The sequence below is a fragment of the Sphingomonas sp. DC1600-2 genome, from assembly GCF_049897605.1.
GTDB lineage: Bacteria > Pseudomonadota > Alphaproteobacteria > Sphingomonadales > Sphingomonadaceae > Sphingomonas.
Genome location: NZ_JAFCWO010000003.1, coordinates 480,058 through 503,602 on the forward strand (window position 1 = coordinate 480,058; position 23,545 = coordinate 503,602).

Here is a 23,545-nt window from a genome sequence, read left to right on the forward strand (position 1 = left end):
CCGTGCCTGTTTCCAAATCTTTCGGAGACAATGATGACCAAGACGGCATTGGTAGTGGGCGCGAGCGGCATTGTCGGCAGCGCGACGGCGACCTTGCTGGTCGATCATGGCTGGCGCGTACACGGCCTCGCGCGACGGCCGACGCAGCAGGACGGTGTGCTGCCCGTCGCCGCCGACCTGCAGGATGCCGCCGCGACGCAAGCGGCGCTGGCCGATCTGCGCCCCGATGCGGTGTTCATCACCACCTGGCTGCGGCAGGATAGCGAGGCCGAGAACATCCGCGTCAACGCCGCGATGGTGCGCCATCTGCTGGATGCGCTGCGCGGTGCCACCGGGCCGCGCCACGTCGCCTTGGTCACCGGGCTCAAACATTATCTCGGGCCGTTCGAGGCCTACGGCAAAGGCGCGCTGCCCCAAACGCCGTTCCGCGAGGAGCAAGGGCGGCTCGACGTCGACAATTTCTATTATGCGCAGGAAGACGAAGTGTTCGCCGCCGCCGCGCGCGACGGCTTCACCTGGAGCGTGCATCGCCCGCATACCGTGATCGGCAAGGCCGTCGGCAATGCCATGAACATGGGCACGACGCTGGCGGTCTACGCGACGCTGTGCCGCGAACTTGGGCGGCCGTTCCGCTTTCCGGGCTCCGCTGCGCAATGGAACTCGCTGACCGACATGACCGACGCGCGCCAGCTCGCGCGGCAATTGCTGTGGGCGGCGGAGACCCCCGCGGCGGCCGATCAGGACTTCAACATCGTCAATGGCGACGTCTTCCGCTGGAGCTGGATGTGGGGACGGATCGCCGCATGGTTCGGTCTCGAACCCGCACCGTTCGACGGCACCGTGCTGCCGCTGGAACAGCAAATGGCGGACGATGCAGCGGTGTGGCGCAGCATTGCGGAGCGCGATGGGCTGGCCGAACCCGATCTGGCGCGGCTGGCCTCGCCCTGGCATACCGATGCCGATCTCGGGCGGCCGATCGAAGTGGTCACCGACATGTCGAAGAGTCGACGGATGGGGTTTCTGGCCTATCAGCCGACCGACGATGCGTTTTTCGACCTGTTTCGCGAGTTGCGAGCCGCGCGGTTGATTCCGTGAGGATAGGGGCGGGCGGTAGCGGTCGCGAAGGGGATCAGGCAGCCCGGTTCTTTGGAAACATCGTCCGATCGCCGCGCCCGGCCAGCAAGCCCGCGATCGAAATATCCTCGTCCAGCCTTTCCCAATGCAGGCCGTATTGGCTGATCTGAACCTCACCGAGATCGGCGGGGCTGGCACCCAACAGGCACGGAAACCAGGCGAGCGGGACGCCGAGCGTGCGACCGTCCTCAAGCTCGACCCACATCTGGTCGGCATCGAAGCGAACTTGGGTGGCCTTAGGCGAAATAGTCATGCCATACGCTTTCGATCTCGGCGCTGCGATCGGCGACGATGCGGCTGAGCATCGCCAGCGTCCGCGCGTTGAATCTATTAGTCTTAGTCTAACCTTTTATTTGAGATAATACTTTATCATGTCATAAATAAAATTGCTAAAAACGCTGACTGTAATGGTAATTACGAGTCCGAATAATAAGAAAGATGAGACTGCTTTTGCTGATTCTACCTTTCTCAATAAAGATATTTTTCTATCTCTGTCCCCTTGAGTGATAGTGAGATAGGTCATCGGTCTTATATTTGAAATATTTTTATAAAAATTATCCACAAAGCCATCTGATATAGTAGTCATTAACGAAGCTAAAGTCATTGCAGATAATATTAATATAAAACCATCTTTTATGGAGTGTGAGTTGTATATGGCAACGACGCCCATGGAAAAACACAGTATCCGAATAACTGAGGTGGAATAGTTTCGAACAGGCTTTTCTAGAATATTAGCAAATTTTAGAAATTTACCTGACTCTCTCTTTGGAAGAGTTTCAATCCAACCATCCACGGCAGCCTGTATCGCTTGAGAAACGGCGTAGTCTGAAAATTCTATAGAGAGATTAATATTTTTCCCATATATCATTCCTCTCATAAAATAAGGTGCATCAAAGTCATTATTTTCGTAAAAATCTTGGTCAATATTTATAGAAACCGTATAGCGCTGGGCTATCTCGGAAGCTTCTGGAACCTCTGCTTGTAGTACTATTAAAAAATCAAATTCGTAGTTCAGTGACTTCGTACAACTCCGAATGGAGCAGTCAGACATATTAAATTTTTCAAAAGAACTGTGCTCTCTTGAGGTGTCGTCTTTTATATCATGCGTGATCTGACATCTATTTGACCGTACACTATACTGCTTCAACAACTGAGAAAGGCGCTGATGAAGGTTGTGTATGTCCTCATAAGATACATCATAAGCATCTTTGTAGGTCTTAGTTCGTTTTTCAACTCTTTTTGTTAACTTGTGATAGATTGCTTGGTAGGCCCCGAACGGGATATCTTCTCCGGCTATAACCAGCGTTGACTGGTTTGGAGCAAGAGCTAGCGGGTTTTCGTAGTCGCTCATTCCGCCGCCACCCCCGCGCGCGAGAACATATCCCCGCCCTCGGCATCCTCATTCGCCACCGCAGCCCCAACCCCGACCTTCGCCTTCTGGCGCTTGTCGAAGCCGTCCCACACTTCGTTCCAGTTCCCGCGCGTCGCGGCCTTGGAATATTCGGTGGCGCGCTGTTCGAAGAAGTTGGCGTGTTCCACCCCGTTGAGCATCGGCGCGAGCCAGGGGAGGGGGTGTTCGTCGATCATATAGATCGGCTTCATGCCCAATTGCCCCAGCCGCCAATCGGCGATGTAGCGGATGTACTTCTTGATCTCCTTGGGCGTCATGCCGTTGACCGGGCCCATTTCGAAGGCGAGGTCGATGAAGCTGTCCTCCAGCCGCACGGTGTGCTGGCACATGTCCATAATGTCGCTGCGCACCGCTTTGGTCAGGCAGTCGCGCTCCTTGGTGAAGGTGTGGAACAGCTTGATGATGCCCTCGCAATGCAGCGATTCATCGCGGATCGACCAGGTGACGATCTGCCCCATGCCCTTCATCTTGTTGAAGCGCGGGAAGTTCATCAGCATGGCGAAGCTGGCGAAGAGCTGCAGCCCCTCGGTAAAGCCGCCGAACATGGCGAGCGTCTTGGCGATGTCCTCGTCCGAATCGACGCCGAAGGTCTGCAGATAATCGTGCTTGTCCTTCATCTCGCTATATTCGAGGAAGGCGCCATATTCGCTTTCGGGCATGCCGATCGTGTCGAGCAAATGGCTGTAGGCGGCGATGTGCACCGTCTCCATGTTGCTGAACGCCGCCAGCATCATCTTGATCTCGGTCGGCTTGAAGATGCGGCCATATTTCTCGTGATAGCAATCCTGCACCTCGACATCGGCCTGGGTGAAGAAGCGGAAAATCTGCGTCAGCAAATTGCGTTCATGGTCGCTGAGCTTCTGCGCCCAGTCGCGGCAATCCTCGCCCAACGGCACTTCCTCGGGCATCCAGTGGATTTGCTGCTGGCGCTTCCAGAAATCGAACGCCCAGGGGTATTCGAACGGCTTATACTGCTTGCGGGCTTCGGTGAGGGACATGGGGTTACTCCGGTACGTTCGATTTTGATGGGTTAAAGCTTTGAAATTCGAAAAGAGAATTGGTTCACGCCGCCAGACTCCACCGCCACATCGCGGTCGCCGACATGGCGAGCGCGGCACCGAGCGCCAGACCCATCGTGCCGATCATGCGGTAGGCATAGACCTTGCTCTCGCTCGCCGGGCGCAGCAGCGCGAGCAGCAGCGCAAGGCCGATCGCAGTGAACAGTGCCGAGACGGCATACATGATGGCGATCGACGCGGTCACCGGCGGATCCGCCGCTCGATATAGACGGTGCGCGAGCGGTTCGCGCCGACGCCCAAGAACACCACGCCGATGAAATAGCCGAAATCATACCAGCCGCCCTGATTGGGCACGGCGTAGATCGCGACCTCGGGCATAAACAGCGACAACACCCAGGCGACCGGGAAGATGAAGCCATGCCACACGCCGAGCAGGAAGCCCGGCGTATCGGGCGTGTGCTGCACGGCACTCGCCACCTGATGCGCGCAGGCGGCGAGCAGCAGCGGGGCGGCGAGGATGGAAAAAGTGCGTGCGCGTGATGATCGGATCATACAAGCCTCCGTGCATCCAAAGCGCTAGGCATGCGTTTGGAACACGCAACCGTAACGAAGGAGCTACCCAAATGGTCGACGCATCGCAGATCAAGGAACATGCCGAAGTCATCGGCGCCGACGGCGTCCATGTCGGCACGGTCGACCACGTCCAGGGCGGCCGCATCAAGCTGACCAAGAAGGATTCGGGCGCGCTGATCAACGAAGGGCATAGCGCCCATGAAGGGCACCACCACTTCATCTCGCTCGGCCTGGTCGCCGATGTCGAGAATGGTGTCGTACGCCTGAGCGCGAACGCCGACGTCGCCGTGACGTTCGAAGAAGAGAAGTAAGCTCATTTCTCCCTCTCCCTTTGGGAGAGGGAGGGAGGCCCGAAGGGCCGGAAGGGTGAGGGTGCGTTGGCTGCGGTCGGCGCGCCCTTTTTCTTGGGCTCACCCTCACCCTTCCCATGCTGTGCATGGGCCCCTTCCCTCTCCCGAAGGGAGAGGGAGATTTGCGCGATGACGCCGTCCGTGTTGGTCATGACGTCATTGTTCCAGAAGCGCAGCACGCGATAGCCTTCGTCTTCGATGTGGCGCGTGCGTGCGGCGTCGTAGCTTTGCGCTTCGCTATGCTGCCCGCCGTCCACTTCAATCACCAGTTTCGCTCCAAAGCTCAGCAGATCGGCAAAATACGGGCCGATCGGGACTTGCCGCCGCCATTTCAGCGCCGGAAATGCTTCGCGCAGCGCGCGGAAGAGGCGCTTTTCGGCCTCCGTCGCAGTGCGGCGGAGGTCACGGGCGCGCGCCACGGTGCCGGAGGGCTGGTTGTGGTAGAGGCGCATCACCTTCACCCTTCCGCGGCTGCGCCGCTCCTCCCTCTCCCACAGGGAGAGGGAGTATCACCTCACTGGCACGCCAGGCATTCGTCGTAATCGGTCGTCGCAAATTCATATTGCGGCTTTTCGATCGTGTTGTCCGCCTCGACCCCGCCCGCGAAACCAGCGCGCTGCACCGATTTGGAGCGGAGATAGTAAAGCGACTTGATGCCCAATTCCCACGCGCGGAAGTGCAGCATCAGCAGATCCCACTTCTCGACATCGGCCGGGATGAACAGGTTGAGGCTGGTCGACTGGTCGATGAACGGCGTGCGATCGGCCTGGAGCTCGATCAGCCAGCGCTGGTCGATCTCGAAGCTGGTCTTGAAACAGTCCTTCTCCTCCTGGTCGAGGAAGTCGAGATGCTGCACCGAACCGCCTTGCTCGAGGATCGAATTCCACACCGCGTCGCTGTTCTTCGATTTCTCGTTGAGCAGCTTTTCGAGATACGGGTTCTTGATCGAGAAGGAGCCCGACAGCGTCTTGTGGGTGTAGATATTGGCCGGGATCGGCTCGATGCACGCGCTGGTGCCGCCGCAGATGATGCTGATCGACGCGGTCGGCGCGATCGCCATCTTGCACGAAAAGCGCTCCATCACGCCCATGTCGGCGGCGTCGGGGCAGGGCCCGCGCTCGGTCGCCAAATGCATCGAGGCTTCGTCGACCTGCGCCTTGATGTGCTTGAACATGCGCAGGTTCCACGACTTCGCCATCGCGCCCTCGAACGGCAGCCCGCGCGCCTGGAGGAAGGAGTGGAAGCCCATCACGCCGAGCCCGACCGAACGCTCGCGCATCGCCGAATAGGCCGCACGCTCCATGCCCGGCTCGGCACGGTCGATGAAGTCCTGCAGGACATTGTCGAGGAAACGCATCACGTCCTCGATAAAGCCCTTCTCGTCCTTCCACTGGTCCCAGGTTTCCAGGTTGAGCGACGACAGGCAGCACACGGCAGTGCGTTCGTGGCCGAGATGATCCTTGCCGGTCGGCAGCGTGATCTCGCTGCACAGGTTCGAGGTCGAGACCTTGAGCCCGAGGTCGCGGTGATGCTTGGGCATGCCCTTGTTCACATGGTCGGCGAAGACGATGTACGGCTCGCCGGTGGCAAGCCGCGTTTCGACCAGCTTCTGGAACAGGCTGCGCGCATCGACGGTGGCGCGCGCCGAGCCATCCTTGGGGCTGGTCAGCGTCCATTCGCTGCCGCTGCGCACCGCTTCCATAAACGCGTCGGTGATCAGCACGCCGTGGTGCAGGTTGAGCGCCTTGCGGTTGAAATCGCCCGAGGGTTTGCGGATTTCGAGGAATTCCTCGATCTCGGGGTGCGACACGTCGAGATAGCAAGCGGCCGAACCGCGGCGCAGCGAGCCTTGGCTGATGGCGAGCGTCAGCGAATCCATCACGCGCACGAACGGAATGATCCCGCTGGTCTTGCCGTTGAGGCCGACCGGCTCGCCAATGCCGCGGACGTTGCCCCAATAGGTGCCGATGCCGCCGCCGCGCGACGCCAGCCAGACATTCTCGTTCCAGGTGTCGACGATGCCGCCAAGGCTGTCGGGCACCGAATTGAGGAAGCACGAGATCGGCAAGCCGCGCCCGGTGCCGCCATTGGACAGCACGGGCGTGGCCGGCATGAACCACAGCCGCGAGATATAACCGTACAGGCGCTGGGCATGGCCCGCATCATCGGCATAGGCCGAGGCAACGCGCACGAACAGATCCTGGAAATTCTCGCCGGGCAGCAGATAGCGGTCGCGCAGCGTTTCCTTGCCGAAATCGGTCAGCAGCGCATCGCGCGAATGATCGACCTCGACCGGATAGAGCTGCGCCTTCACTTCCTTGGAGTCACCGCGCGCGGAGAGCTTGCGCTGGGCACCGCTGGTGTCTTCGACTGGAGCGCTTGCCAGCGCCTCGATTGCGTCCGTAGCCATGTCCGTACTCGCTTCCCCGGTATTCCGAAAATCCATCTGCCGCGTCCCTGCCAACTCGTTCAAAACTCTGCGATCAGGGTCAGCCGCGTTTCCGATCCGTTCGAATCGGCGGGCGAACCCCAATACTACCATGTCGCGGGCGACCTGCGAGAACAAAAGTAGACCTGTCCCATGGAGACACCATGGGTCGGGCCGTCTCCGCAATATGGGGTTGCGGCTTGTGTTCTACCAGCGCTTGGGTTCGCCCCCGAACTCAACCCCTACAGATTGTGCCGGATCGCGCGAGCACGCAATACGGTAAATGACGAATTAGAGACTCCGTTCGTCGCTATTTTGAGTCGGTTCGCAGCAGGACCATATCGGTCCTACCACGCGACGCGCGGTCAAAGCTGCCCTTGCTGAAAGGCAAGAGACCGAAGCGGGAACATGACATTTTTTTTAGACGTCGGAAGAAGGCGATGTCGGCAGCGTAACGATCGCTGCGAGGCCACCAAGTGCCGCCGACTCGAGCGTCAGCGCCCCCCCATAGAGGGTCGCCAACTCGTTCGCGATCGACAGCCCGAAGCCGTGGCCGTCGCCGCGTTCGTCGAGACGCTGGCCCGCCGCCAGCGCAGCGACGCGCGCGTCGGGCGGGATGCCCGCGCCATCGTCCTCCACGCTCAGCCGCACGAATCGGCCATCGGCGGTGCGAGCGGCGGTCACCGCGATGCGGCTGGCCGCCCAGCGCCAGCCATTGTCGAGCAGATTGCCGAGCAGTTCGTCCAGATCCTGCCGGTCGACCGCGACGTTCAACGTCGGGTCGATCGCGACGGCTGCAGTGACCGGGCGATCGGCATGAATGCGGGCGAGCGCGTCGGCCAGATCGGCCAGCACCGGGGCGAGCGGGGTCGCCACCCGCATCGCGCCGCCGGGCGTGGCGGCGCGCGCGCGGCCGAGATGGTGGCGCACCGCGCGATCGATGCGGGCGACTTGCGCACGCAGTGCGCCATCGGGGTCATGCGGCGGCAGTGCGAGCGCGAGCGTGGCGAGGGGCGTCTTCAGCCCGTGTGCGAGGTTGGCGACATGGCCGCGCGCATTGGCCAGCGCGGCGGCATTTTCGGCGAGCAACGCGTTGATCTCGCGGGCAAGCGGGGCAAGTTCGCTCGGCTGCGTGTCGGGTAGCGCGGTTGCGGCACCGCTGCGGATCGCGGCGAGGCTCTCGCGCATCTTGGCGAGCGGGCGCAGGCCGATGCGGAGCTGAACCAGCGTGGCGACCGCGAGCGCGCCACCGAGCAGCAGCAGCGACCCGAGCAACGGCACCATCGCGGCACGCAAAGGACGATCGACGATCGCGCGCGGGGCTGAGGCGGTGATGCGCACCGGCCCGCCGGGCGTGGCCAGCGTAAGACTGCGCGCGTGGCGCGGCCCGTGGCGATCGCGCCAGTCGAGCGCACGGACGTGGGCATCGCGCCGCTCGGCAAAAGGGGGCGGATCCAAGCGCGGACCAGGCGGCGGGTGCATCGCGTCGAGATCGGGCGGGGCGGGGGAGGCGATAGTCTTGCCCTGCGTATCGATCCGCCAGCCCCAGCCGCCGCGCGGGTCGTCATAGGGTGCGGCCAGCACCAGGCGGCCACGGTCGACCGAGCCGTCCGGCCGTAGCGCCTGCGCCAGCACCGCGATTTGCGCGTCGAGCCGTTCGTCGAGCCCGTGCATCACGAAGCGATCGAGCACGGCCCCGATGGCAAAGGCCGCAAAGGCGAGCGCGGCGAGCGTGGCGAGCAGGGCGGTGACCAGCAAGCGGCCGTAGAGCGAGCGGGGGAGGAGGGTTCGCATCATGCGTCGCAGGTCCACCGCGGCGCATGCCGGGGCCCAGTCGCGAGCGGCGTTTGGCTAATGCGCCGTGTGATGCCGTGGATCCCCACGACTGGGCCCCGGCGTTCGCCGGGGTGGAGCAAGAGGATTGATGGCAGCCTCATCTCTCCACCACCCGATATCCCCGCCCGCGCACGGTTTCGATCAGCGCGGCCCCGATCTTCTTGCGCAAGCGGCCGACGATCACTTCGAGCGAGTTGGAATCGGGATCGGCATCGCCTTCATAGACATGGTCGAGCAAGTCGAGCCGGTCGACCACCACGCCCTTGCGGAGCATCAACGTCGACAGCACGCGCCATTCGAGCGCGGTCAGCCGCAGCGGCAGGCCGTCCAGCTCGACCTGTCCGGTCTGCGCATCGAAGGTTACGGGGCCGCACACGATCCGCGCGGCGGCATGGCCGGTTGCGCGGCGCACCAGCGCCCGCAGCCGCATGACGAGTTCCTCAACGCGGAACGGTTTGGTCAGATAGTCATCGGCCCCGGCGCGGAAGCCGGCGACCTTTTCCGACCAGCCATCGCGCGCGGTAAGGATCAGCACGGGCAGCGCGCGCCCGGCGGCGCGCCATTCCTCCAATACGGTGATGCCCGATTTGATCGGCAAGCCGAGATCGAGCACCGCCACGTCATAGCTGCCGGTGTCGCCGAGATGCGCGCCATCCCCGCCATTGACGGCGATGTCGACCGCGAAATGCTCGGCGCGCAATGCCTTGGCGATGCCCTCGGCCAGTGCGGCGTCGTCTTCGACCAGCAAGATGCGCATGCCCATATCCTTCGGCCTTCCGGCTAGGCCCGGTCGCTAAACCCAGTCTGAACCGGCGGGTTCAGCGCGGTGGTGGGACGCAGCGCTAAAAAGCGCAACACCAACCCAAGCAGGAGTATCCGGAAATGACCGACCAAATCGAAGGCCCCACCCCGCAGCCCGATTTCAGCGCGCTGGAGCCGCGGGCCCCACGCCGCAAACTGCCGCTGCGCACCTCGCTGATCGCCGCCGCCTTTCTCGCCGTCGGCCTGGGCGGTGGTGCGACGGTTGCGTGCATGAATGGCCCGACGGTCGAACTCGCGCCGGTCAAGCCGGTGGCGATCAAGACGCTGAGCGACGATGGTGGGGTGATCAGCGTGCGCGGCACCGTTGCCGAAGTCTTCGGCCCGATGGCGGTGCTTGCCGACGCAAGCGGGCGTGCCTTGGTCGAGATCGGGCGCGAGGGCGATGGCACTGGTTTGCTCGCCCCCGGGCAGACGGTGACGGTGCAGGGCCATTATCGCCACGGCATGATCCGCGCGTCGTTCCTCGTCGGTGCCGATGGCAAGGTGACGGCATTGCGGCCGATGGGGCCGCCGCGCGGCGGGCCTGGCGGGCCCGAGGGCTTCCGGCACGGTCCGCGTGGTCCCGAGGGTCGCGAGCCGGGCCGCGACGATGCGCCGCCCCCGCCGCCGCCCGCAGCGGCTCCGGCCGTCACCGGCAACAGCGTGGGCTGAACCGAACCGCGCCGTTCCGGCCGCGCCAGGACAGGTGATCAGCCCGCCTTGCGCGCCGGAAGGGCGGGTGTCGCGTCGGCGAGTCGGTCAAGGTTGAAGGTTTGGGAAAATTCGAGGCCAGCCTTGCCGTTCGCTGCCCAGCGCAAGCGCGCCGGGAGCATCTGGCCTTCCAGCAACTCGATCTGGACGTCGATTTCGCCCGCGCCTTCCTCGACATCGATTCCTTCGATCATCGCGCCGCTGGCGGAAATGTTGCGGATGCGCACGTCGCCGACCACGTCGCCCGATCGAATGCGCGCCTTGCGCAGCAGCGAGGTTCGGGGGGAACGGCTGTTGCGAAAGCCGCTGGCGGTGGCGATGTCGCCTGCCAGCGCCAGATGCGCTCGCACGTCGGCGGCGCAGACGGGCTTGCCATAGACATAGCCTTGGATGTGGCTGCAGCCGAGTTCGACGATCGGCGCAATCTCGTCCTGCGTTTCCACGCCCTCGGCAGTGGTTTCCATGCCCAGCGTGTCGGCCAGCGTGACGATCGCCTTGATGATCGCGGCGTTGCGATTGCCCGCGATTGCCGCCCCGCGCACGAAGCTCTGGTCGATCTTGATCTTGTCGAACGGGGCCTTGCGTAAATAGCCAAGCGACGAATAGCCGGTGCCGAAATCGTCAAGCGCCAGCCGCACGCCGCACCCCTTCAACGCCTTGAACATCTGTTCGGTCGCCGCGCTTTCATCGACGAACACGCCTTCGGTGATTTCGAGTTCGAGCCGGTCGGGCTTGATCCCCGATTTCGCGAGCGCCGAGGTGACGATGGTGGATAAAGCCGGATTGGCGAACTGGATCGGCGAAACGTTGACCGCGACGCGGATGCTGTCCGGCCATTCCGCCGCTTCCATACAGGCGGTGCGCAACACCCATTCCCCGATCGTTTCGATCAACCCGCACTCTTCGGCGACCGGGATGAAATCGCTTGGGCTCACCAGCCCGCGCGTGGGATGCTGCCAGCGCAACAGCGCCTCGAAGCCGACAATGCGCTGCGTCCTGGTGCTGACGACGGGTTGATAGGCGACGAAGAACTGGTCGGCGGCGAGCGCTTCGCGCAGATCGTCCTCAAGCTGTTTGCGGCTTTGCGCGCCGATCAGCAACTCGCTGCGGAAGAAACGGTGGACGCCGCGCCCCTCGCCCTTGGCGGCATAGAGCGCGAGATCGGCGTTGCGCACGAGTGTTTCGGCATCGCTGCCGTCACTTGGGGCGATCGCCACGCCGATCGAGCAGCCGATGCTGATCGCTGACCCGTTGATGCTATAGGGTTGCGAGAGATCGCTGATCACGCGCCGCGCGAGGTCCGCCAACGCCTCGCGTTCGGGCGCGAAGGGGATGATGACCTTGAATTCATCGCCGCCCAGCCGCCCGACCAGGCCGGTTTCGCCAATCGTGTGTTGCAGCCGCAAGGCGACTTTCTTGAGCAACGCGTCCCCGGTCTGGTGGCCCAGCGTATCGTTGACGCTTTTGAACCGGTCGAGATCGAGCAGGAACAGCGCGGTCTGGCGCGGCAGCGAGCCTGGCTGATTTAGCGTCTGTTCCAGCGAGAGCCGCAAGCGCTGGCGGTTGGCCAGGCCGGTCAATCCGTCGAACAGGGCAAGGCGGGTGATTTCCGCGTCGATGCGGCGCCGTTCGGTCAAATCGCTGCCGCTACCGACAAAACCGAGGAAACGACCCTTATCGTCGCTGACCGGTCGCCCCGAAATCGACCACCAGCGGTCGATTGTGGCCTCGCTCGCCGGGCGGACCGAGTAATTGGAAAAGGCCGTGCGGGACGCGAGATGGAAGGCCAGCGTCCGTTCGGTCTCGGGCGACGCGCTATCCATGCGGAACAGCTTGTTCAGCACTTGCCCGATCGCGGGCGTGTCCGGCCGGTCAAGGTCGCGTGCCACTTTGTCCGACAGATAGGTCACCTGTCCCTCGGCGTCGGTTTGCCAGAACCACCCGTTGGTATGCGCTTCGAACTCCTCGACCAGCAGGTGCGCCCGCTGATTTCCCGAATCCGGAACAGCTGCGAGAAGGCCGCGACGCTGACGGTGGACAAAGGCATAAGCAGCTGCAGCGAGCCCGATCGACATGAAGCACGCACACGCAATCAGGGTAAGGATAGTCCCGAGGTTCATGTTCCTGTGGTTAGGGGGCGCTTCCTTTCCGAAACCCTTGCACGGTGCCGATTCCATCCAAAATGAGTAGGGTCCGCAGCAGGATCATCGGGGCCACCCCGTGCTTGGCGGGAACGCAACATCGGCTTAAGGCGCGGCGCAAGACAGGAGCCCAACATGACCACCATCATCCGTGAAGCCGATCTGATCGAGAGCGTGGCCGACGCGCTGCAGTTCATCTCTTTCTATCACCCGATGGATTATATCCGCGCGCTGGGCGAAGCCTATGAGGCCGAGCAAGGCCCCGCCGCCAAGGATGCGATCGCGCAGATATTGACCAACAGCCGGATGTGCGCCGAGGGGCACCGCCCGATCTGCCAGGATACCGGCATCGTCAACGTCTTCATCAAATGGGGCATGGACTGCCGCCTCGACGACACCAGCCGATCGCTGCAGGAGATCGTCGATGAAGGCGTGCGGCTGGCGTATCTGAACCCCGACAACAAATTGCGCGCCTCGGTGCTGACCGACCCCGCTTTCACCCGCCGCAACACCAAGGACAATACGCCGTGCGTGCTGCACGTCGAGATGGTGCCGGGTAGCCGCGTCTCGGTCGATGTCGCGGCCAAGGGCGGCGGCAGCGAGAACAAGTCGAAGTTCAAGATGATGAACCCGTCCGACTCGATCGTCGATTGGGTGCTGGAGATGCTGCCGCAAATGGGCGCGGGCTGGTGCCCGCCGGGGATGCTCGGCATCGGCATTGGCGGCACCGCCGAGCATTGCGTGCTGCTTGCCAAGCAAGCGCTGATGGAGCCGATCGATATGGGCCCGCTGAAGGCGCGTGGGGCCAAGACCGATATCGAGGCCTTGCGCATCGAGATTTTCGACAAGGTCAACGCGCTCGGCATCGGCGCGCAGGGGCTGGGCGGCCTGTCGACCATTCTCGACGTCAAGATTCTCGACGCGCCGTGCCATGCCGCGGGCAAGCCGGTCGCGATGATCCCCAATTGCGCCGCGACGCGCCACGCGCATTTCGTGCTCGATGGTTCGGGCCCGGCCTTCCTCGAAGCGCCCAAGCTCGACGAATGGCCGAAGGTGGACTGGAAGCCCGACAGCGCTGCGATCCGCGTCGATCTCGACACGCTGACGCCCGAGGTGGTGCAGGGCTGGAAGCAGGGCGACCGGCTGTTGCTCAACGGAAAGATGCTCACTGGCCGCGATGCCGCGCACAAGCGCATCAAGGACATGCTCGACGCGGGCGAGCCGCTGCCGGTCGAATTCAAGGGCCGCGTGATCTATTATGTCGGCCCGGTTGATCCGGTCGGCGAGGAAGTGGTCGGCCCGGCTGGCCCGACCACCGCGACGCGGATGGACAAGTTCACGCGCATGATGCTGGGCCAGGGCCTGCTGGCGATGGTCGGCAAGGCCGAGCGTGGCCCCGATGCGACCAAGGCGATTGCCGAGGGCAAGAGCGCCTATCTGATGGCGGTCGGCGGGGCAGCCTATCTCGTCGCGCGCGCGATCAAGGGCTCGAAGGTCGTCGGCTTTGCCGATCTCGGCATGGAAGCGATCTACGAATTCGACGTGGTCGATTTCCCGGTGACGGTGGCGGTCGATTCGACCGGCGCCAACGTCCACCAACTCGCGCCCTTGGTGTGGAAAGAAAAGATCGCGCGCGAGGGGTTGCTGGTGTGATTGGCGATCGGGTTTGATCGCTCCGATCTGGCTCCCCGCCGCGCTGATCGGCGGGGCGCTGCAGGCGTGGCGAACGGCGGTGCAACGGCGTGTGTCGCGCACGCTCTCGATCAACGCCGCCGGCTTGGTGCGCTATCTCTACGGCCTGCCGGTCGCGGTTTTGTTGGTGATAGCCTATGAAGCGGTGTTTGCGCGCACGCCGTTTCCGGCGTTGGGCGTGTGGTTCGTGCCCTTCTGCCTCGGCGGGGGACTGGCGCAGATCATCGCCACCAATTTGTTGCTGATGGCGTTTGGCGAGCGCAATTTCGTCGTCGGCACGGCCTATTCCAAGACCGAGGCGGTGCAGAGCGCGCTGCTGTCGGTGTTTCTGCTCGGCGATCATCTGAGCCTGCCGACCTGGGTCGGCATCGGCTTCGGCGTCGCCGGGGTGATGGTCCTTTCAACTGGCGGCAAGCGGATGGCAGCGGGAGCGTTTCTCCGTGCGCTCGGGCAACCGGCGGCGCGCTATGGCATCGCCTCCGGCTTCATGTTCGCATTGACCACGATCGGTATTCGCGCGGCAACGCAGGCGGTGGCCACGCCAGACCATATCCGGGCCGCGCTGATCGTGCTCGCCACGACCGTTGCGGCGCAGACGGTGGCACAGGGGGCGTATCTCCTGCTGCGGGAACGGGATCAGGTCGCGCGCGTCTTTTCGGAATGGCGCGTGGCAGGGCAGGTCGGGTTGATGTCTTCGGTCGCGTCGGCGTGCTGGTTCACCGGCTTTGCGTCGGCACCGGTGGCACTGGTGCGGATCGTCGGCCAGATCGAAGTTGCCTTCACCATGGCGTTTGCCCATTTTTATCTCGGCGAGAAGACCAGCCGGAGCGAAATCTTAGGGCTCATATTGGTGGCGATCGGCGTCGTCTTCGCGCTGGTCGGCAGCCTGTGAGGCGCGCAGGCTTGCGCCGCGCAGGGTCATCCCACAAGGAACGCTGATGCGATTTTTCCGTCTCCTGGGTAAGGCGATCCTGTGGATCGTCATCGTGCTGTGCCTTGCGGTCACGATCATCCCGCGCTTTCTGGATGCGCGCTATTATGCGGGTCTCCCGACCGCGCACTATAATGGCGAGCGCTTCTTCAATCCCGATGGGGCCGAGGACGACATCGCCCCGCCCAACGGTGGCCGCGGGAATTTCCTGTGGCGCTATCTCACCAATAGCGACGGACGGCCGGAATGGCCCGATCATGTCGCCGTCCACCCGGTTGCACCGCCCGCGCGGGTCGAGGGTGCGCGGATGGTCGCCACCTGGGTCGGCCATGCGACGGTGCTGGTGCAGACGCAGGGGCTTAACATCCTGACCGATCCGGTGTGGAGCCGCACCGCCGGGCCGCTCGGCGTCGGCCCCGCGCGCGTCGCGGAGCCGGGGATCGCGTTCGATAAACTCCCCAGGATCGACCTCGTGCTCGTCAGCCACGATCACTACGATCATATGGACCTGACCACGCTGAAACGGCTGTGGGAGCGTGACCGCCCGCTGATCGTCACCAGCCTCGGCAATGACAGCGTCATCGGCCAGGTGGGCGTGCCCTCCAAGGCGCTAGACTGGGGCGGGAAGATCGCCGTGAAGCCAGGCGTCGAGGTGGTGGTCACGCGCAATCACCATTGGGGCAGCCGCTGGTTCTCCGATCGCAACCGCGCTTTGTGGTCGAGCTTCGTCGTGCGCTTGCCCGGCGGCAATCTGTTCTTTGCGGGCGATACCGGTCCGGGGGACCTCAATTGGGCCAATCAGGCGGCGGCGTACGGCCCGGTTCGGCTTGCGCTGCTGCCGATCGGCGCGTTCCGCTTCGCGCCGGGGCAAATGGTCGCGGGCAGCCATATCGGGCCGATCGACGCCGCCGAGGCGTATCGTCGGCTGGGCGCATCGAGCGGGATCGGGATCCATTGGGGCACGTTCCGTTTGTCCTACGAAGGCTATGACACGCCGCCGCGCCTGTTGGCGGCGGTGACGCAGGTTACGGGGCTGCACGGTTTCGGCACGGTTGCGCTTGGCCACCCTACGGAAATCGCTCCCTTCCACCCCGCGCTGCCGGTCGTGCCGATCGAGCGCGGGCCAATCGAACGCGCGTTGCCGAAGGCTGCCCTGGCGCTGCCATGAGACCAAGGACGCGGCGTTCCGCCCCTGCACGCCGCTCGAATGGCGGACTTGGGAGGTCTGCCGCGCGATGCTAAGACCCCGCCCCGGGGAGAATCGGGACGTGGCGTCGAAGGGGAGTTTGTACCGTTACGAGGCGACGCTGGACCGGGCGGGGCTGGCGCTTACCGCCGGTGGCCTGGTCGGCGGCGTGTTCGCGACCGTGCTGGTGTTGATCGGCAGCGGTGCTGCACCGCTTGAGCTGTTGGCCGGATTCTTGGTCGGTGCGGTGATTACGGCGATGGCGGCGGTGGCGATTGGTGGCCCGGTCTGGCTGCTATGCCACGCCTTTGGCCAACGCGGACCGTGGATGGCGATTCTGGTCGGCGCGCTGGCCGGGTTCGCGCTGTTCCTCGGCGGGCAGACCTATGGCTTTGGCGTGTTCGCAATGCCGGTCACCGACAGCGAGACGCTGCTGTTCCGCTGGATCAGCGCGGTCGCGACGAGCCTGATCCTGGCCCTGGTCGCCGCGTTGATCGGCTGGACGATGTGGCGCGTGGCGTATAGGCGGGTGGCGTAACTATACTTTTCTTTTTGTTCTCAAAATTGCTGTAAAGTTCTGTGCCGATTTGGGGTAGGCGCGGCACAGGAAGTCTCGACGAAACGGAGAAGTTTCAAGACGCGATCGATCCGGGTGCCAAGAACCTATAGGTCAGGAAACAGCCTTGCTGGGAAATGATTATCCGATTGCGGTTCAAAATGCGGGGCTCGTGCTGCTTGGTCCGTTTCTTTACACGCTGTTCAATCGCCTCGACATGTTGACAGATGATGGCGATGGCTCAGCTCATTTTGTCGGGATCGAAGGTGCGTCCCGCGCTGTCCATCTGCTGCAATATCTAGTGGACACACGTCTCGATGCACCGGCGGAGGCGTTACCGCTCAACAAGCTGCTATGCGGACTATCACCAGATGCACCGGTCTGGCCCTCACTGACCCCGGCCCAGGCGGATCTCGATGTGTGTGATCAGCTTTTGGAAGCTGTGCTCGGGCAATGGCAGTCCATCGGCCACTCTTCCGTGCCAGTGTTGCGAGAGAGCTTTCTGCAACGTGGCGGATCGTTGTCGCCGGACGGCGGCAAATGGAACCTGACGGTGCAGAAGCTATCGTTTGACATTCTCCTGGATCGGATTCCCTGGCAATTCTCCGTGATCGCGGGATCGTGGATGCCGAAGCCGCTACATGTTACGTGGTAAGAATTTTGCGACGGGAAGCGCTGGCCCCATTCTTTCGGAAATAGCTGCGCGTGTATCGAAAATTGCTGGGCCCGGGGCGGGGGATGCATTTCTATATGCCGAGGCTGATGACGGGTGGGTTGCTCCGTTCGTTTTCAAGGATCTGGCGGAAAGCGTCGCGTACCGAATGTTGGACGAAGACACTCTCTGCGCCGAGATATCGGATGAAATTCTGAACCTCTGGTACGCGGCACCGCCCGACCAGAAATGGAACGCCCTGATTATGACGGTGTCGGGCAATACATTCGATGCGCGTTTCCAATATGCGGAAGGTTGGGACGAGTCCGAGGACGAGGCCGACCGGTGCAACCGCATGGTCAAGGCGAAATTCGGCGACAAGCCGATCACATATCCGACCGACCCGCTTTAAGGGGCGAGAAGACGCACCGGATCCCACAGCGCGCGGGTCCGGTGCGTCGCCTCCGTTTACCGCTTGGCCGGTGCCACCGGCGCGGTGCCAGGCGCGGGGGCCTCGGGCGGGGTGACGTCGGTCGGCTTGCACTCGCCGTTGCGCGTCGATTTGACGTGCATTTCCATCGTGCCTTCCTGCGTGCCATTGGCGGCGAAGCCTTCGGTCTTCATCGTCATGTCCTGCGCGGTCGCGCTATTGGTGCCGGTCATCATCATTTTGACCGTGCCGCCATTGGGCTGCTTGCAGGTCGCGTCGATCGCGATGCTGGCGCCGGTCACGTCCTTCTTGGCGAAGGTGCAATTCTGGCCGCGCGCGGACATCTGTTCCATCGCCTTGCCCATGTCTTCTTTCGCGGCCGCGGCCGGGGTGAGGCACACCGACATCGTGCTCATCGCATCGAACATCTTCTGCATCTGCGTCTTGGTTTCGGGGGTTGCGCCCTTGCCTTCGAACTTCACGATCTCGATCTTCTGCGACCAGCTCCCCGCTTGGCGCTTGACCGGCGCGTCGGGGGAACAGGCGCTCGCGGCGAGCGGCAGCGCGAGCAGCGCCATGATACGGAAAGTCATGTGGAAAGAGTCCCCCGGGGATGTGCGCTGCGGGCGCCGGTGTGTGATTGTGTGTGGCGCATTCCTTCCCATATTGACGAGCTATGGCAATCCAGATTCGCACCACGCTCGACGAACCTGAAACCGGCGTCAGCTTCGTGCCGCACCGCCCGGCGCGCCCGCCCAAGGCGGAAGGGGGCAAGCCGTTCAAGCTCGTCTCCGAATATCAGGCAGCGGGCGACCAGCCGACCGCGATCGCCGAACTCGTCGCGCAAACGCAAGCGGGCGAGCGCGACCAGGTGCTGCTCGGCGTCACCGGCTCGGGCAAGACCTTCACTATGGCCAAGGTGATCGAGGCGGTGCAGCGCCCCGCTTTGATCCTCGCGCCCAACAAGATCCTGGCGGCGCAGCTTTATGGCGAGATGAAGTCGTTCTTCCCGGAGAACGCCGTCGAATATTTCGTCAGTTATTACGATTACTATCAGCCCGAGGCTTATGTCGCGCGTTCGGACACGTACATCGAGAAGGAAAGCTCGACCAACGAGGCGATCGACCGGATGCGCCACGCCGCCACCCGCTCGCTGCTCGAACGCGACGATGTGATCATCGTCGCCTCGGTGTCGTGCCTGTACGGTATCGGTTCGGTCGAAACCTATTCGGCGATGATCTTCGACCTGAAGAAGGGCCAGACCGTCGACCAGCGCGAGATCGTGCGCAAGCTCGTCGCGCTGCAGTATAAGCGCAACGATGCCGCCTTCCAGCGCGGCAATTTCCGGGTGCGCGGCGATGCGCTGGAAATCTTCCCGTCGCATTATGACGACACCGCCTGGCGCGTGTCGTTCTTCGGCGATGAGATCGAGGATATCGTCGAGTTCGATCCGCTGACCGGCAAGAAGGTGGCGAGCCTCGACACGATCCGCATCTACGCCAATTCGCATTATGTGACGCCGGGGCCGACGCTGAAGCAAGCGATGGAGGCGATCAAGTTCGAGTTGCAGGAGCGGCTCAAGGAACTGGTGCCGGAGGGCAAATTGTTAGAGGCGCAGCGGCTGGAGCAGCGCACCAATTTCGACCTGGAGATGATCGCGGCGACCGGTTCGTGCGCGGGGATCGAGAATTACTCGCGCTTCCTCACCGGCCGCATGCCGGGCGAGCCGCCGCCCACTTTGTTCGAATATCTGCCCGAGAATGCGCTTTTGTTCGTCGATGAGAGCCACCAGACGATCGGCCAGATCAACGGCATGTCGCGCGGCGATCACCGCCGCAAGCTGACGCTTGCCGAATATGGCTTCCGGTTGCCGTCGGCGATCGACAATCGGCCGCTTCGTTTCAACGAATGGGACGCGATGCGCCCGCAGACCACCTATGTCTCGGCGACGCCGGGCGCGTGGGAGATGGAGCAGACCGGCGGCGTGTTCGCCGAGCAGGTCATTCGCCCGACCGGGCTGATCGACCCGCCTATCGAAATCAAGCCGGTCGAGGAGCAAGTGCAGGACCTGATCGTCGAGGCGCGCAAGACCGCCGAGCTTGGCTATCGCACGCTGGTGACGACGCTGACCAAGCGCATGGCCGAGGATCTGACCGAGTTCATGCACGAGGCGGGGCTCAAGGTCCGCTACATGCACAGCGACGTCGAGACGCTGGAGCGTATTGAGTTGATCCGCGACTTGCGGCTTGGCGTGTATGACGTGCTGATCGGCATCAACCTGTTGCGCGAGGGATTGGATATTCCCGAATGCGGGCTGGTCGCGATCCTCGATGCCGACAAGGAAGGGTTCCTCCGCTCGGAAACCTCGCTGATCCAGACGATCGGCCGTGCGGCGCGAAACGTCGATGGCCGCGTGATCCTCTATGCCGACCGCATCACGGGCTCGATGGAGCGCGCGATGAACGAAACCAACCGCCGCCGCGAAAAGCAACGCGCCTATAACGAGGCGAACGGCATCACGCCGACGACGATCAAGCGCAATATCGGCGACATCATCCAGGACGTGTCACAGCGCGATCAGGTCACTGTCGAAATCGATGAGGATCGGCCGCACATGGTCGGCCATAATCTGCGTGCCTATATCGAGGACCTCGAAAAGAAGATGCGCGCGGCCGCTGCGGACCTGGAGTTCGAAACCGCCGGTCGCCTGCGCGACGAGATCCGGCAGCTGGAGCAGGAAGAACTGGGCCTGCCGGTCGACCAGCAGAAAGCGCCGGTAATGGGCCGCTCGAACGAGGGCAAGCCGGGCACACGCAAGACGCGCTACGGGAAGAGCCAGAAGATGCGCGCCGGAATGGCGGGGAGTTCGCGGCGGGGGCGGTGATCAAAATACATTTGCCATATGCTTCGGAGTATAGTACTTAAGCTTCGAAGGGGACGGGGCATGAAGATCACTGTGGGCGGCCATGAGGTCGAGGGGACTGCGGAAGAGGTGGCGAAACTTCTGGCTTTGATGTCTGGTGGTGTTGGCAGCCCTCGGAGTGAAGTCGCTCCTGTTCGTAAGGCTGTAGCCCTTGTGGATGGAGCGTCGCCTTTCGTTTCTGAAGATCTGGCATTTGCGGTTTTGACAAGGCGTGAGCTAGGTGAGACACATGTTAAAATGCTTCGTAAACTTGACGAGGCAGATGATAAATGGACGACTGCTCCCGAGTTGCAGCGCGCCCTTGATCTGTCGACACGCGAGTTTGCTGGCGTGCTTGGAGCGTTTGGCCGCCGTCTCTCTAATACTCCCGGTGCCGGTTCTCGCAGCTTTTTTGATCAATACTGGGATCCCGAAAACGGCTACAATCTTTACCGGCTCCCCCCGTCGGTAAGGGCTGCGCTTCGGAAGGCGAAGGTGGTCTGATGATCCGCTCCTTCGCCGATCCCGAAGCCGAGCACGTTTGGAACCGCGAGCGGAGCCGCAAGCTGCCGCCCGATATCCAACAGCGGGCGATGCGGAGGCTCACGCTTCTGGATGCCGCCCTGTCGCTCGACGAGCTCGGAAATCTGCGCGGCAACCGCCTGCATGCGCTGAAGGAGGGTCGCGCGAGCCAGCATAGCATTTCAATTAATGACCAATGGCGTATATGCTTCGTCTGGATGGACGGAGACGCATATGACGTCGAAATTGCAGACTATCACTAATCCCCAATGGCTCGACAACGAGCATGCCGGGCAAATGCTGGTCACCGAGTTTCTCGAACCCGAAGCGCTGAGCGTTGAGCAGCTTGCCGGGGATATCGGGGTGGCGCCGGAGCGGATTGCCGAGGTTATTGAAGGCTCGCGTCCGGTCGATGCAGAACTCGACCTGCGCTTCGCGCGCTATTTCGGCATGTCCGAAGGCTTTTTTTTGCGTCTGCAGGATCGCTACGAAATCGTCGAGGCCAAGCGCGCGCTCAACGGCGCGCTCGACCGCATCGTCCCGCGCGCCGCTTAACCCAGCGACAGATCCTCGCCCGCCACATCATAATATTTCGACACCCGGTCGGCATAGGCCTGGTCGAATTCGGGCGGGTTCGCCGCCCAGCTCGGGCCGCCTTCCAGGACGCGGCGGTCGATCGTCACGATATAGGTGTCGTTGACCGGGTCGAACTGCAGCAGCGAAAAAGGCAGCGGATAATAAGCGCGCCCCATGCCGAGAAACCCGCCGATCGTCAGCACCGCATAGAGCGTATGCCCGGTGCGCTTGTTGACCATCATCGCATGGACGCTGCCGATCTTGTCGCCATCGCGGCTGCGCACCTGCATCGTGTCGGTTTTGTTCGATTGCAGCAGCAATTGCGTGGGTTCGGTCTGGGACATGCTCGTTCCTTTGATGCGCAACCGAAACGGCGCAACGGGCCAGAGAGTTCCCTCAATCCTCCACGATCAAGCTGGTCGCCCGTGTTTCCGGCAACAGCCAGAAACACACGCTGGTCAGCGCCAGCATCGCGCTGACATACCAATAGAAGGCACTCTCGATATGCCAGCCCTTCAGGCTCAGCGCGACATATTCCGCCGTGCCCCCAAACGCCGCATTGCCGATCGCATAGGGAAAGGCGACGCCGAGCGCGCGGATGTGCGCCGGGAACAGCTCGGCCTTCACCAACGCGCTGATCGAGGTGTAGGCGGCCAGCAGCAAAAGCGGCACCAGCACGATCGCAAACGCCGCCGCCGGCGTGCGCACGCTTTCCAAGGCGCTGAACACCGGCACCGATACGATCGCCCCGCCAATGCCGAACAGCAGCAACATCGGCTTGCGCCCGACGCGATCGGCCAGCGCGCCGAACAGCGGCTGGACCAGCATGAACACCACCAACGCGGCGGTCATGATTGCGGTCGCGGTCTGCACCGAAAAGCCGACGGTGTTGGCGAGGAATTTCTGCATGTAGGTGGTGTAGGCATAGAAAGCCAAGCTGCCGCCGGCGGTGATCGCGCCGACCAGCAGGAATTCGCGCGGATGCGAACGCCACAAGGCCGCCATGCCCGAGGCTGGGCGATCTGCCGCCAGCGCCTGGAACGAGGCGGTCTCCGCCAACCCCCGCCGCAACAGATAGACACCCAGCGCCAACGCCGCGCCCAGCGCAAAGGCGATGCGCCAGCCGAAACTGTCCATCTGCGTCTTGGTGAAGACCGCCTGCAGCAGCAATGTCACCGCCAGCGCGCTCAGCATCCCGCCGATCAGCGTGACATATTGGAAGCTCGACCAGAAACCGCGGTGCCGCCGCGTCGCCATTTCGGAAAGATAGGTCGCGCTCGCGCCATATTCGCCGCCCACCGACAGCCCCTGCAACAGCCGCGCGACCAGCAGCAGGATCGGCGCGGCGATCCCGATCGTGGCGTATGTCGGCGCAAACGCGATCATCAGTGAGCCCGCGCACATCAACGCGACCGAGACCGCCAGCCCGGCCTTGCGCCCATGCCGATCGGCATAGCGGCCCATCAGATAGGCGCCGATCGGCCGCATGAAAAAGCCGACCGCGAACACCGCCGAAGTGTTCAGCAATTGTGCGGTGGGGTCACCCTTGGGGAAGAAGGAGGCCGAGAAATAGAGCGACAGCGCGGAATAGGCGTACCAGTCATACCATTCGACCAGATTGCCGGCCGATCCGCCGATGATAGCGCGCAGTCGCTTCGCTTCAAGTGCCATGCGTCTCTCCCTGCCGGGCACCA

26 protein-coding genes are annotated in these 23,545 nt (G+C 62.9%); 13 read left to right on the forward strand and 13 right to left on the reverse strand.

Annotated features, from left to right (window positions below; genetic code table 11):
• The first annotated feature begins 33 nt into the window (after positions 1 to 33).
• On the forward strand, positions 34 to 1,095 hold the full coding sequence (locus tag ACP7BL_RS08990) for an SDR family oxidoreductase (protein ID WP_426258138.1): 1,062 nt from the start codon (positions 34 to 36) through the stop codon (positions 1,093 to 1,095).
• 34 nt (positions 1,096 to 1,129) lie between these two features.
• Here the strand turns inward: ACP7BL_RS08990 and ACP7BL_RS08995 are convergent, their stop codons facing one another.
• The 5 genes from ACP7BL_RS08995 to ACP7BL_RS09015 form a co-directional block, all read right to left on the reverse strand.
• A complete protein-coding gene (locus tag ACP7BL_RS08995) occupies positions 1,130 to 1,387 on the reverse strand; it encodes a DUF2442 domain-containing protein (RefSeq protein WP_126848804.1) in 258 nt (85 codons plus the stop codon).
• Between the two features lie 96 nt (positions 1,388 to 1,483).
• On the reverse strand, positions 1,484 to 2,485 hold the full coding sequence (locus ACP7BL_RS09000; RefSeq protein WP_426258139.1) for a hypothetical protein: 1,002 nt from the start codon (positions 2,483 to 2,485) through the stop codon (positions 1,484 to 1,486).
• Complete coding sequence (locus ACP7BL_RS09005; protein ID WP_426258140.1) at positions 2,482 to 3,543, reverse strand: ribonucleotide-diphosphate reductase subunit beta; 1,062 nt, start codon at positions 3,541 to 3,543, stop codon at positions 2,482 to 2,484. The genes ACP7BL_RS09000 and ACP7BL_RS09005 overlap by 4 nt, the downstream gene beginning before the upstream one ends.
• 64 nt (positions 3,544 to 3,607) lie before the next feature.
• Positions 3,608 to 3,808: a hypothetical protein gene (locus ACP7BL_RS09010; RefSeq protein ID WP_033965527.1), complete on the reverse strand. Its 201-nt coding sequence runs from the start codon at positions 3,806 to 3,808 to the stop codon at positions 3,608 to 3,610.
• Positions 3,805 to 4,116 carry a hypothetical protein gene (locus ACP7BL_RS09015; protein WP_033965526.1) on the reverse strand — a complete coding sequence of 104 codons (312 nt, stop codon included), beginning with the start codon at positions 4,114 to 4,116 and terminating at the stop codon, positions 3,805 to 3,807. Before ACP7BL_RS09015 ends, ACP7BL_RS09010 begins: the two co-directional genes overlap by 4 nt.
• 71 nt (positions 4,117 to 4,187) lie before the next feature.
• Between ACP7BL_RS09015 and ACP7BL_RS09020 the strand changes: the two genes are divergently transcribed.
• A complete protein-coding gene (locus ACP7BL_RS09020) occupies positions 4,188 to 4,448 on the forward strand; it encodes a DUF2171 domain-containing protein (protein WP_010407407.1) in 261 nt (86 codons plus the stop codon).
• A gap of 2 nt (positions 4,449 to 4,450) precedes the next feature.
• Here the strand turns inward: ACP7BL_RS09020 and ACP7BL_RS09025 are convergent, their stop codons facing one another.
• The 4 genes from ACP7BL_RS09025 to ACP7BL_RS09040 all read right to left on the reverse strand — a co-directional run bounded on the left by ACP7BL_RS09025 (position 4,451) and on the right by ACP7BL_RS09040 (position 9,508).
• Positions 4,451 to 4,939 carry an endonuclease domain-containing protein gene (locus ACP7BL_RS09025; protein ID WP_426258141.1) on the reverse strand — a complete coding sequence of 163 codons (489 nt, stop codon included), beginning with the start codon at positions 4,937 to 4,939 and terminating at the stop codon, positions 4,451 to 4,453.
• 62 nt (positions 4,940 to 5,001) lie between these two features.
• On the reverse strand, positions 5,002 to 6,933 hold the full coding sequence (locus tag ACP7BL_RS09030) for a ribonucleoside-diphosphate reductase subunit alpha (protein WP_033967150.1): 1,932 nt from the start codon (positions 6,931 to 6,933) through the stop codon (positions 5,002 to 5,004).
• A 402-nt stretch (positions 6,934 to 7,335) separates the two neighbouring features.
• Positions 7,336 to 8,709: a sensor histidine kinase gene (locus ACP7BL_RS09035; protein ID WP_426258242.1), complete on the reverse strand. Its 1,374-nt coding sequence runs from the start codon at positions 8,707 to 8,709 to the stop codon at positions 7,336 to 7,338.
• Between the two features lie 139 nt (positions 8,710 to 8,848).
• Positions 8,849 to 9,508 (reverse strand): response regulator, encoded by a 660-nt coding sequence (locus tag ACP7BL_RS09040; protein ID WP_426258142.1) that lies wholly within the window; start codon positions 9,506 to 9,508, stop codon positions 8,849 to 8,851.
• Between the two features lie 125 nt (positions 9,509 to 9,633).
• On the opposite strand from ACP7BL_RS09040, the gene ACP7BL_RS09045 reads away from it, so the two are divergent.
• Positions 9,634 to 10,224 (forward strand): hypothetical protein, encoded by a 591-nt coding sequence (locus ACP7BL_RS09045; RefSeq protein ID WP_426258143.1) that lies wholly within the window; start codon positions 9,634 to 9,636, stop codon positions 10,222 to 10,224.
• 38 nt (positions 10,225 to 10,262) lie between these two features.
• Here the strand turns inward: ACP7BL_RS09045 and ACP7BL_RS09050 are convergent, their stop codons facing one another.
• Complete coding sequence (locus ACP7BL_RS09050) at positions 10,263 to 12,383, reverse strand: EAL domain-containing protein (RefSeq protein ID WP_426258144.1); 2,121 nt, start codon at positions 12,381 to 12,383, stop codon at positions 10,263 to 10,265.
• 156 nt (positions 12,384 to 12,539) lie between these two features.
• On the opposite strand from ACP7BL_RS09050, the gene ACP7BL_RS09055 reads away from it, so the two are divergent.
• From ACP7BL_RS09055 to ACP7BL_RS09080, 6 genes are all read left to right on the forward strand, one after another.
• Positions 12,540 to 14,057 carry a fumarate hydratase gene (locus tag ACP7BL_RS09055; RefSeq protein WP_426258145.1) on the forward strand — a complete coding sequence of 506 codons (1,518 nt, stop codon included), beginning with the start codon at positions 12,540 to 12,542 and terminating at the stop codon, positions 14,055 to 14,057.
• 13 nt (positions 14,058 to 14,070) lie between these two features.
• Positions 14,071 to 14,988: an EamA family transporter gene (locus ACP7BL_RS09060; RefSeq protein ID WP_033965479.1), complete on the forward strand. Its 918-nt coding sequence runs from the start codon at positions 14,071 to 14,073 to the stop codon at positions 14,986 to 14,988.
• A 46-nt stretch (positions 14,989 to 15,034) separates the two neighbouring features.
• Entirely contained in the window at positions 15,035 to 16,195 is a 1,161-nt protein-coding gene (locus ACP7BL_RS09065) for an MBL fold metallo-hydrolase (RefSeq protein ID WP_033965480.1), read from the forward strand.
• A 100-nt stretch (positions 16,196 to 16,295) separates the two neighbouring features.
• Complete coding sequence (locus tag ACP7BL_RS09070; protein WP_033965481.1) at positions 16,296 to 16,751, forward strand: hypothetical protein; 456 nt, start codon at positions 16,296 to 16,298, stop codon at positions 16,749 to 16,751.
• Positions 16,752 to 16,896: 145 nt separating this feature from the next.
• Positions 16,897 to 17,424 (forward strand): contractile injection system tape measure protein, encoded by a 528-nt coding sequence (locus ACP7BL_RS09075; protein WP_426258146.1) that lies wholly within the window; start codon positions 16,897 to 16,899, stop codon positions 17,422 to 17,424.
• Positions 17,411 to 17,833, forward strand: a complete 423-nt coding sequence (locus ACP7BL_RS09080) for a hypothetical protein (RefSeq protein ID WP_426258147.1) — start codon at positions 17,411 to 17,413, stop codon at positions 17,831 to 17,833. The genes ACP7BL_RS09075 and ACP7BL_RS09080 overlap by 14 nt, the downstream gene beginning before the upstream one ends.
• Positions 17,834 to 17,889: 56 nt before the next feature.
• Here the strand turns inward: ACP7BL_RS09080 and ACP7BL_RS09085 are convergent, their stop codons facing one another.
• Positions 17,890 to 18,444 carry a DUF3617 domain-containing protein gene (locus ACP7BL_RS09085; RefSeq protein ID WP_426258148.1) on the reverse strand — a complete coding sequence of 185 codons (555 nt, stop codon included), beginning with the start codon at positions 18,442 to 18,444 and terminating at the stop codon, positions 17,890 to 17,892.
• 83 nt (positions 18,445 to 18,527) lie between these two features.
• Between ACP7BL_RS09085 and uvrB the strand changes: the two genes are divergently transcribed.
• Genes uvrB through ACP7BL_RS09105 form a run of 4 tightly spaced genes read left to right on the forward strand, consistent with a single transcriptional unit; the run spans position 18,528 to position 21,830 of the window.
• Positions 18,528 to 20,735 carry an excinuclease ABC subunit UvrB gene (uvrB, locus tag ACP7BL_RS09090; RefSeq protein ID WP_426258149.1) on the forward strand — a complete coding sequence of 736 codons (2,208 nt, stop codon included), beginning with the start codon at positions 18,528 to 18,530 and terminating at the stop codon, positions 20,733 to 20,735.
• 60 nt (positions 20,736 to 20,795) lie between these two features.
• Positions 20,796 to 21,257 carry a hypothetical protein gene (locus tag ACP7BL_RS09095; protein ID WP_426258150.1) on the forward strand — a complete coding sequence of 154 codons (462 nt, stop codon included), beginning with the start codon at positions 20,796 to 20,798 and terminating at the stop codon, positions 21,255 to 21,257.
• Positions 21,257 to 21,538 carry a type II toxin-antitoxin system RelE/ParE family toxin gene (locus tag ACP7BL_RS09100; RefSeq protein WP_426258151.1) on the forward strand — a complete coding sequence of 94 codons (282 nt, stop codon included), beginning with the start codon at positions 21,257 to 21,259 and terminating at the stop codon, positions 21,536 to 21,538. Before ACP7BL_RS09095 ends, ACP7BL_RS09100 begins: the two co-directional genes overlap by 1 nt.
• On the forward strand, positions 21,510 to 21,830 hold the full coding sequence (locus tag ACP7BL_RS09105; RefSeq protein WP_426258152.1) for a HigA family addiction module antitoxin: 321 nt from the start codon (positions 21,510 to 21,512) through the stop codon (positions 21,828 to 21,830). The genes ACP7BL_RS09100 and ACP7BL_RS09105 overlap by 29 nt, the downstream gene beginning before the upstream one ends.
• On the opposite strand, the gene ACP7BL_RS09110 is transcribed toward ACP7BL_RS09105, so the two are convergent.
• Entirely contained in the window at positions 21,827 to 22,195 is a 369-nt protein-coding gene (locus tag ACP7BL_RS09110; RefSeq protein ID WP_209609886.1) for a PRC-barrel domain-containing protein, read from the reverse strand. The two genes, ACP7BL_RS09105 and ACP7BL_RS09110, sit on opposite strands and share 4 nt — an antisense overlap.
• 52 nt (positions 22,196 to 22,247) lie before the next feature.
• Positions 22,248 to 23,522, reverse strand: a complete 1,275-nt coding sequence (locus tag ACP7BL_RS09115) for an MFS transporter (RefSeq protein ID WP_426258153.1) — start codon at positions 23,520 to 23,522, stop codon at positions 22,248 to 22,250.
• Positions 23,523 to 23,545: the final 23 nt, after the last annotated feature.

Excerpts from the sequence above, each read along its gene's own strand:
- ACP7BL_RS08990 (WP_426258138.1), top strand. The coding sequence starts at position 34 with ATGACCAAGACGGCATTGGTAGTGGGCGCGAGCGGCATTGTCGGCAGC.
- ACP7BL_RS08995 (WP_126848804.1), bottom strand. The coding sequence starts at position 1,387 with ATGACTATTTCGCCTAAGGCCACCCAAGTTCGCTTCGATGCCGACCAG.
- ACP7BL_RS09000 (WP_426258139.1), bottom strand. The coding sequence starts at position 2,485 with ATGAGCGACTACGAAAACCCGCTAGCTCTTGCTCCAAACCAGTCAACG.
- ACP7BL_RS09005 (WP_426258140.1), bottom strand. The coding sequence starts at position 3,543 with ATGTCCCTCACCGAAGCCCGCAAGCAGTATAAGCCGTTCGAATACCCC.
- ACP7BL_RS09015 (WP_033965526.1), bottom strand. The coding sequence starts at position 4,116 with ATGATCCGATCATCACGCGCACGCACTTTTTCCATCCTCGCCGCCCCG.
- ACP7BL_RS09020 (WP_010407407.1), top strand. The coding sequence starts at position 4,188 with ATGGTCGACGCATCGCAGATCAAGGAACATGCCGAAGTCATCGGCGCC.
- ACP7BL_RS09025 (WP_426258141.1), bottom strand. The coding sequence starts at position 4,939 with ATGCGCCTCTACCACAACCAGCCCTCCGGCACCGTGGCGCGCGCCCGT.
- ACP7BL_RS09030 (WP_033967150.1), bottom strand. The coding sequence starts at position 6,933 with ATGGATTTTCGGAATACCGGGGAAGCGAGTACGGACATGGCTACGGAC.
- ACP7BL_RS09035 (WP_426258242.1), bottom strand. The coding sequence starts at position 8,709 with ATGCGAACCCTCCTCCCCCGCTCGCTCTACGGCCGCTTGCTGGTCACC.
- ACP7BL_RS09040 (WP_426258142.1), bottom strand. The coding sequence starts at position 9,508 with ATGCGCATCTTGCTGGTCGAAGACGACGCCGCACTGGCCGAGGGCATC.
- ACP7BL_RS09045 (WP_426258143.1), top strand. The coding sequence starts at position 9,634 with ATGACCGACCAAATCGAAGGCCCCACCCCGCAGCCCGATTTCAGCGCG.
- ACP7BL_RS09050 (WP_426258144.1), bottom strand. The coding sequence starts at position 12,383 with ATGAACCTCGGGACTATCCTTACCCTGATTGCGTGTGCGTGCTTCATG.
- ACP7BL_RS09055 (WP_426258145.1), top strand. The coding sequence starts at position 12,540 with ATGACCACCATCATCCGTGAAGCCGATCTGATCGAGAGCGTGGCCGAC.
- ACP7BL_RS09065 (WP_033965480.1), top strand. The coding sequence starts at position 15,035 with ATGCGATTTTTCCGTCTCCTGGGTAAGGCGATCCTGTGGATCGTCATC.
- ACP7BL_RS09080 (WP_426258147.1), top strand. The coding sequence starts at position 17,411 with ATGTTACGTGGTAAGAATTTTGCGACGGGAAGCGCTGGCCCCATTCTT.
- ACP7BL_RS09085 (WP_426258148.1), bottom strand. The coding sequence starts at position 18,444 with ATGACTTTCCGTATCATGGCGCTGCTCGCGCTGCCGCTCGCCGCGAGC.
- uvrB (WP_426258149.1), top strand. The coding sequence starts at position 18,528 with ATGGCAATCCAGATTCGCACCACGCTCGACGAACCTGAAACCGGCGTC.
- ACP7BL_RS09095 (WP_426258150.1), top strand. The coding sequence starts at position 20,796 with ATGAAGATCACTGTGGGCGGCCATGAGGTCGAGGGGACTGCGGAAGAG.
- ACP7BL_RS09100 (WP_426258151.1), top strand. The coding sequence starts at position 21,257 with ATGATCCGCTCCTTCGCCGATCCCGAAGCCGAGCACGTTTGGAACCGC.
- ACP7BL_RS09105 (WP_426258152.1), top strand. The coding sequence starts at position 21,510 with ATGACGTCGAAATTGCAGACTATCACTAATCCCCAATGGCTCGACAAC.
- ACP7BL_RS09110 (WP_209609886.1), bottom strand. The coding sequence starts at position 22,195 with ATGTCCCAGACCGAACCCACGCAATTGCTGCTGCAATCGAACAAAACC.
- ACP7BL_RS09115 (WP_426258153.1), bottom strand. The coding sequence starts at position 23,522 with ATGGCACTTGAAGCGAAGCGACTGCGCGCTATCATCGGCGGATCGGCC.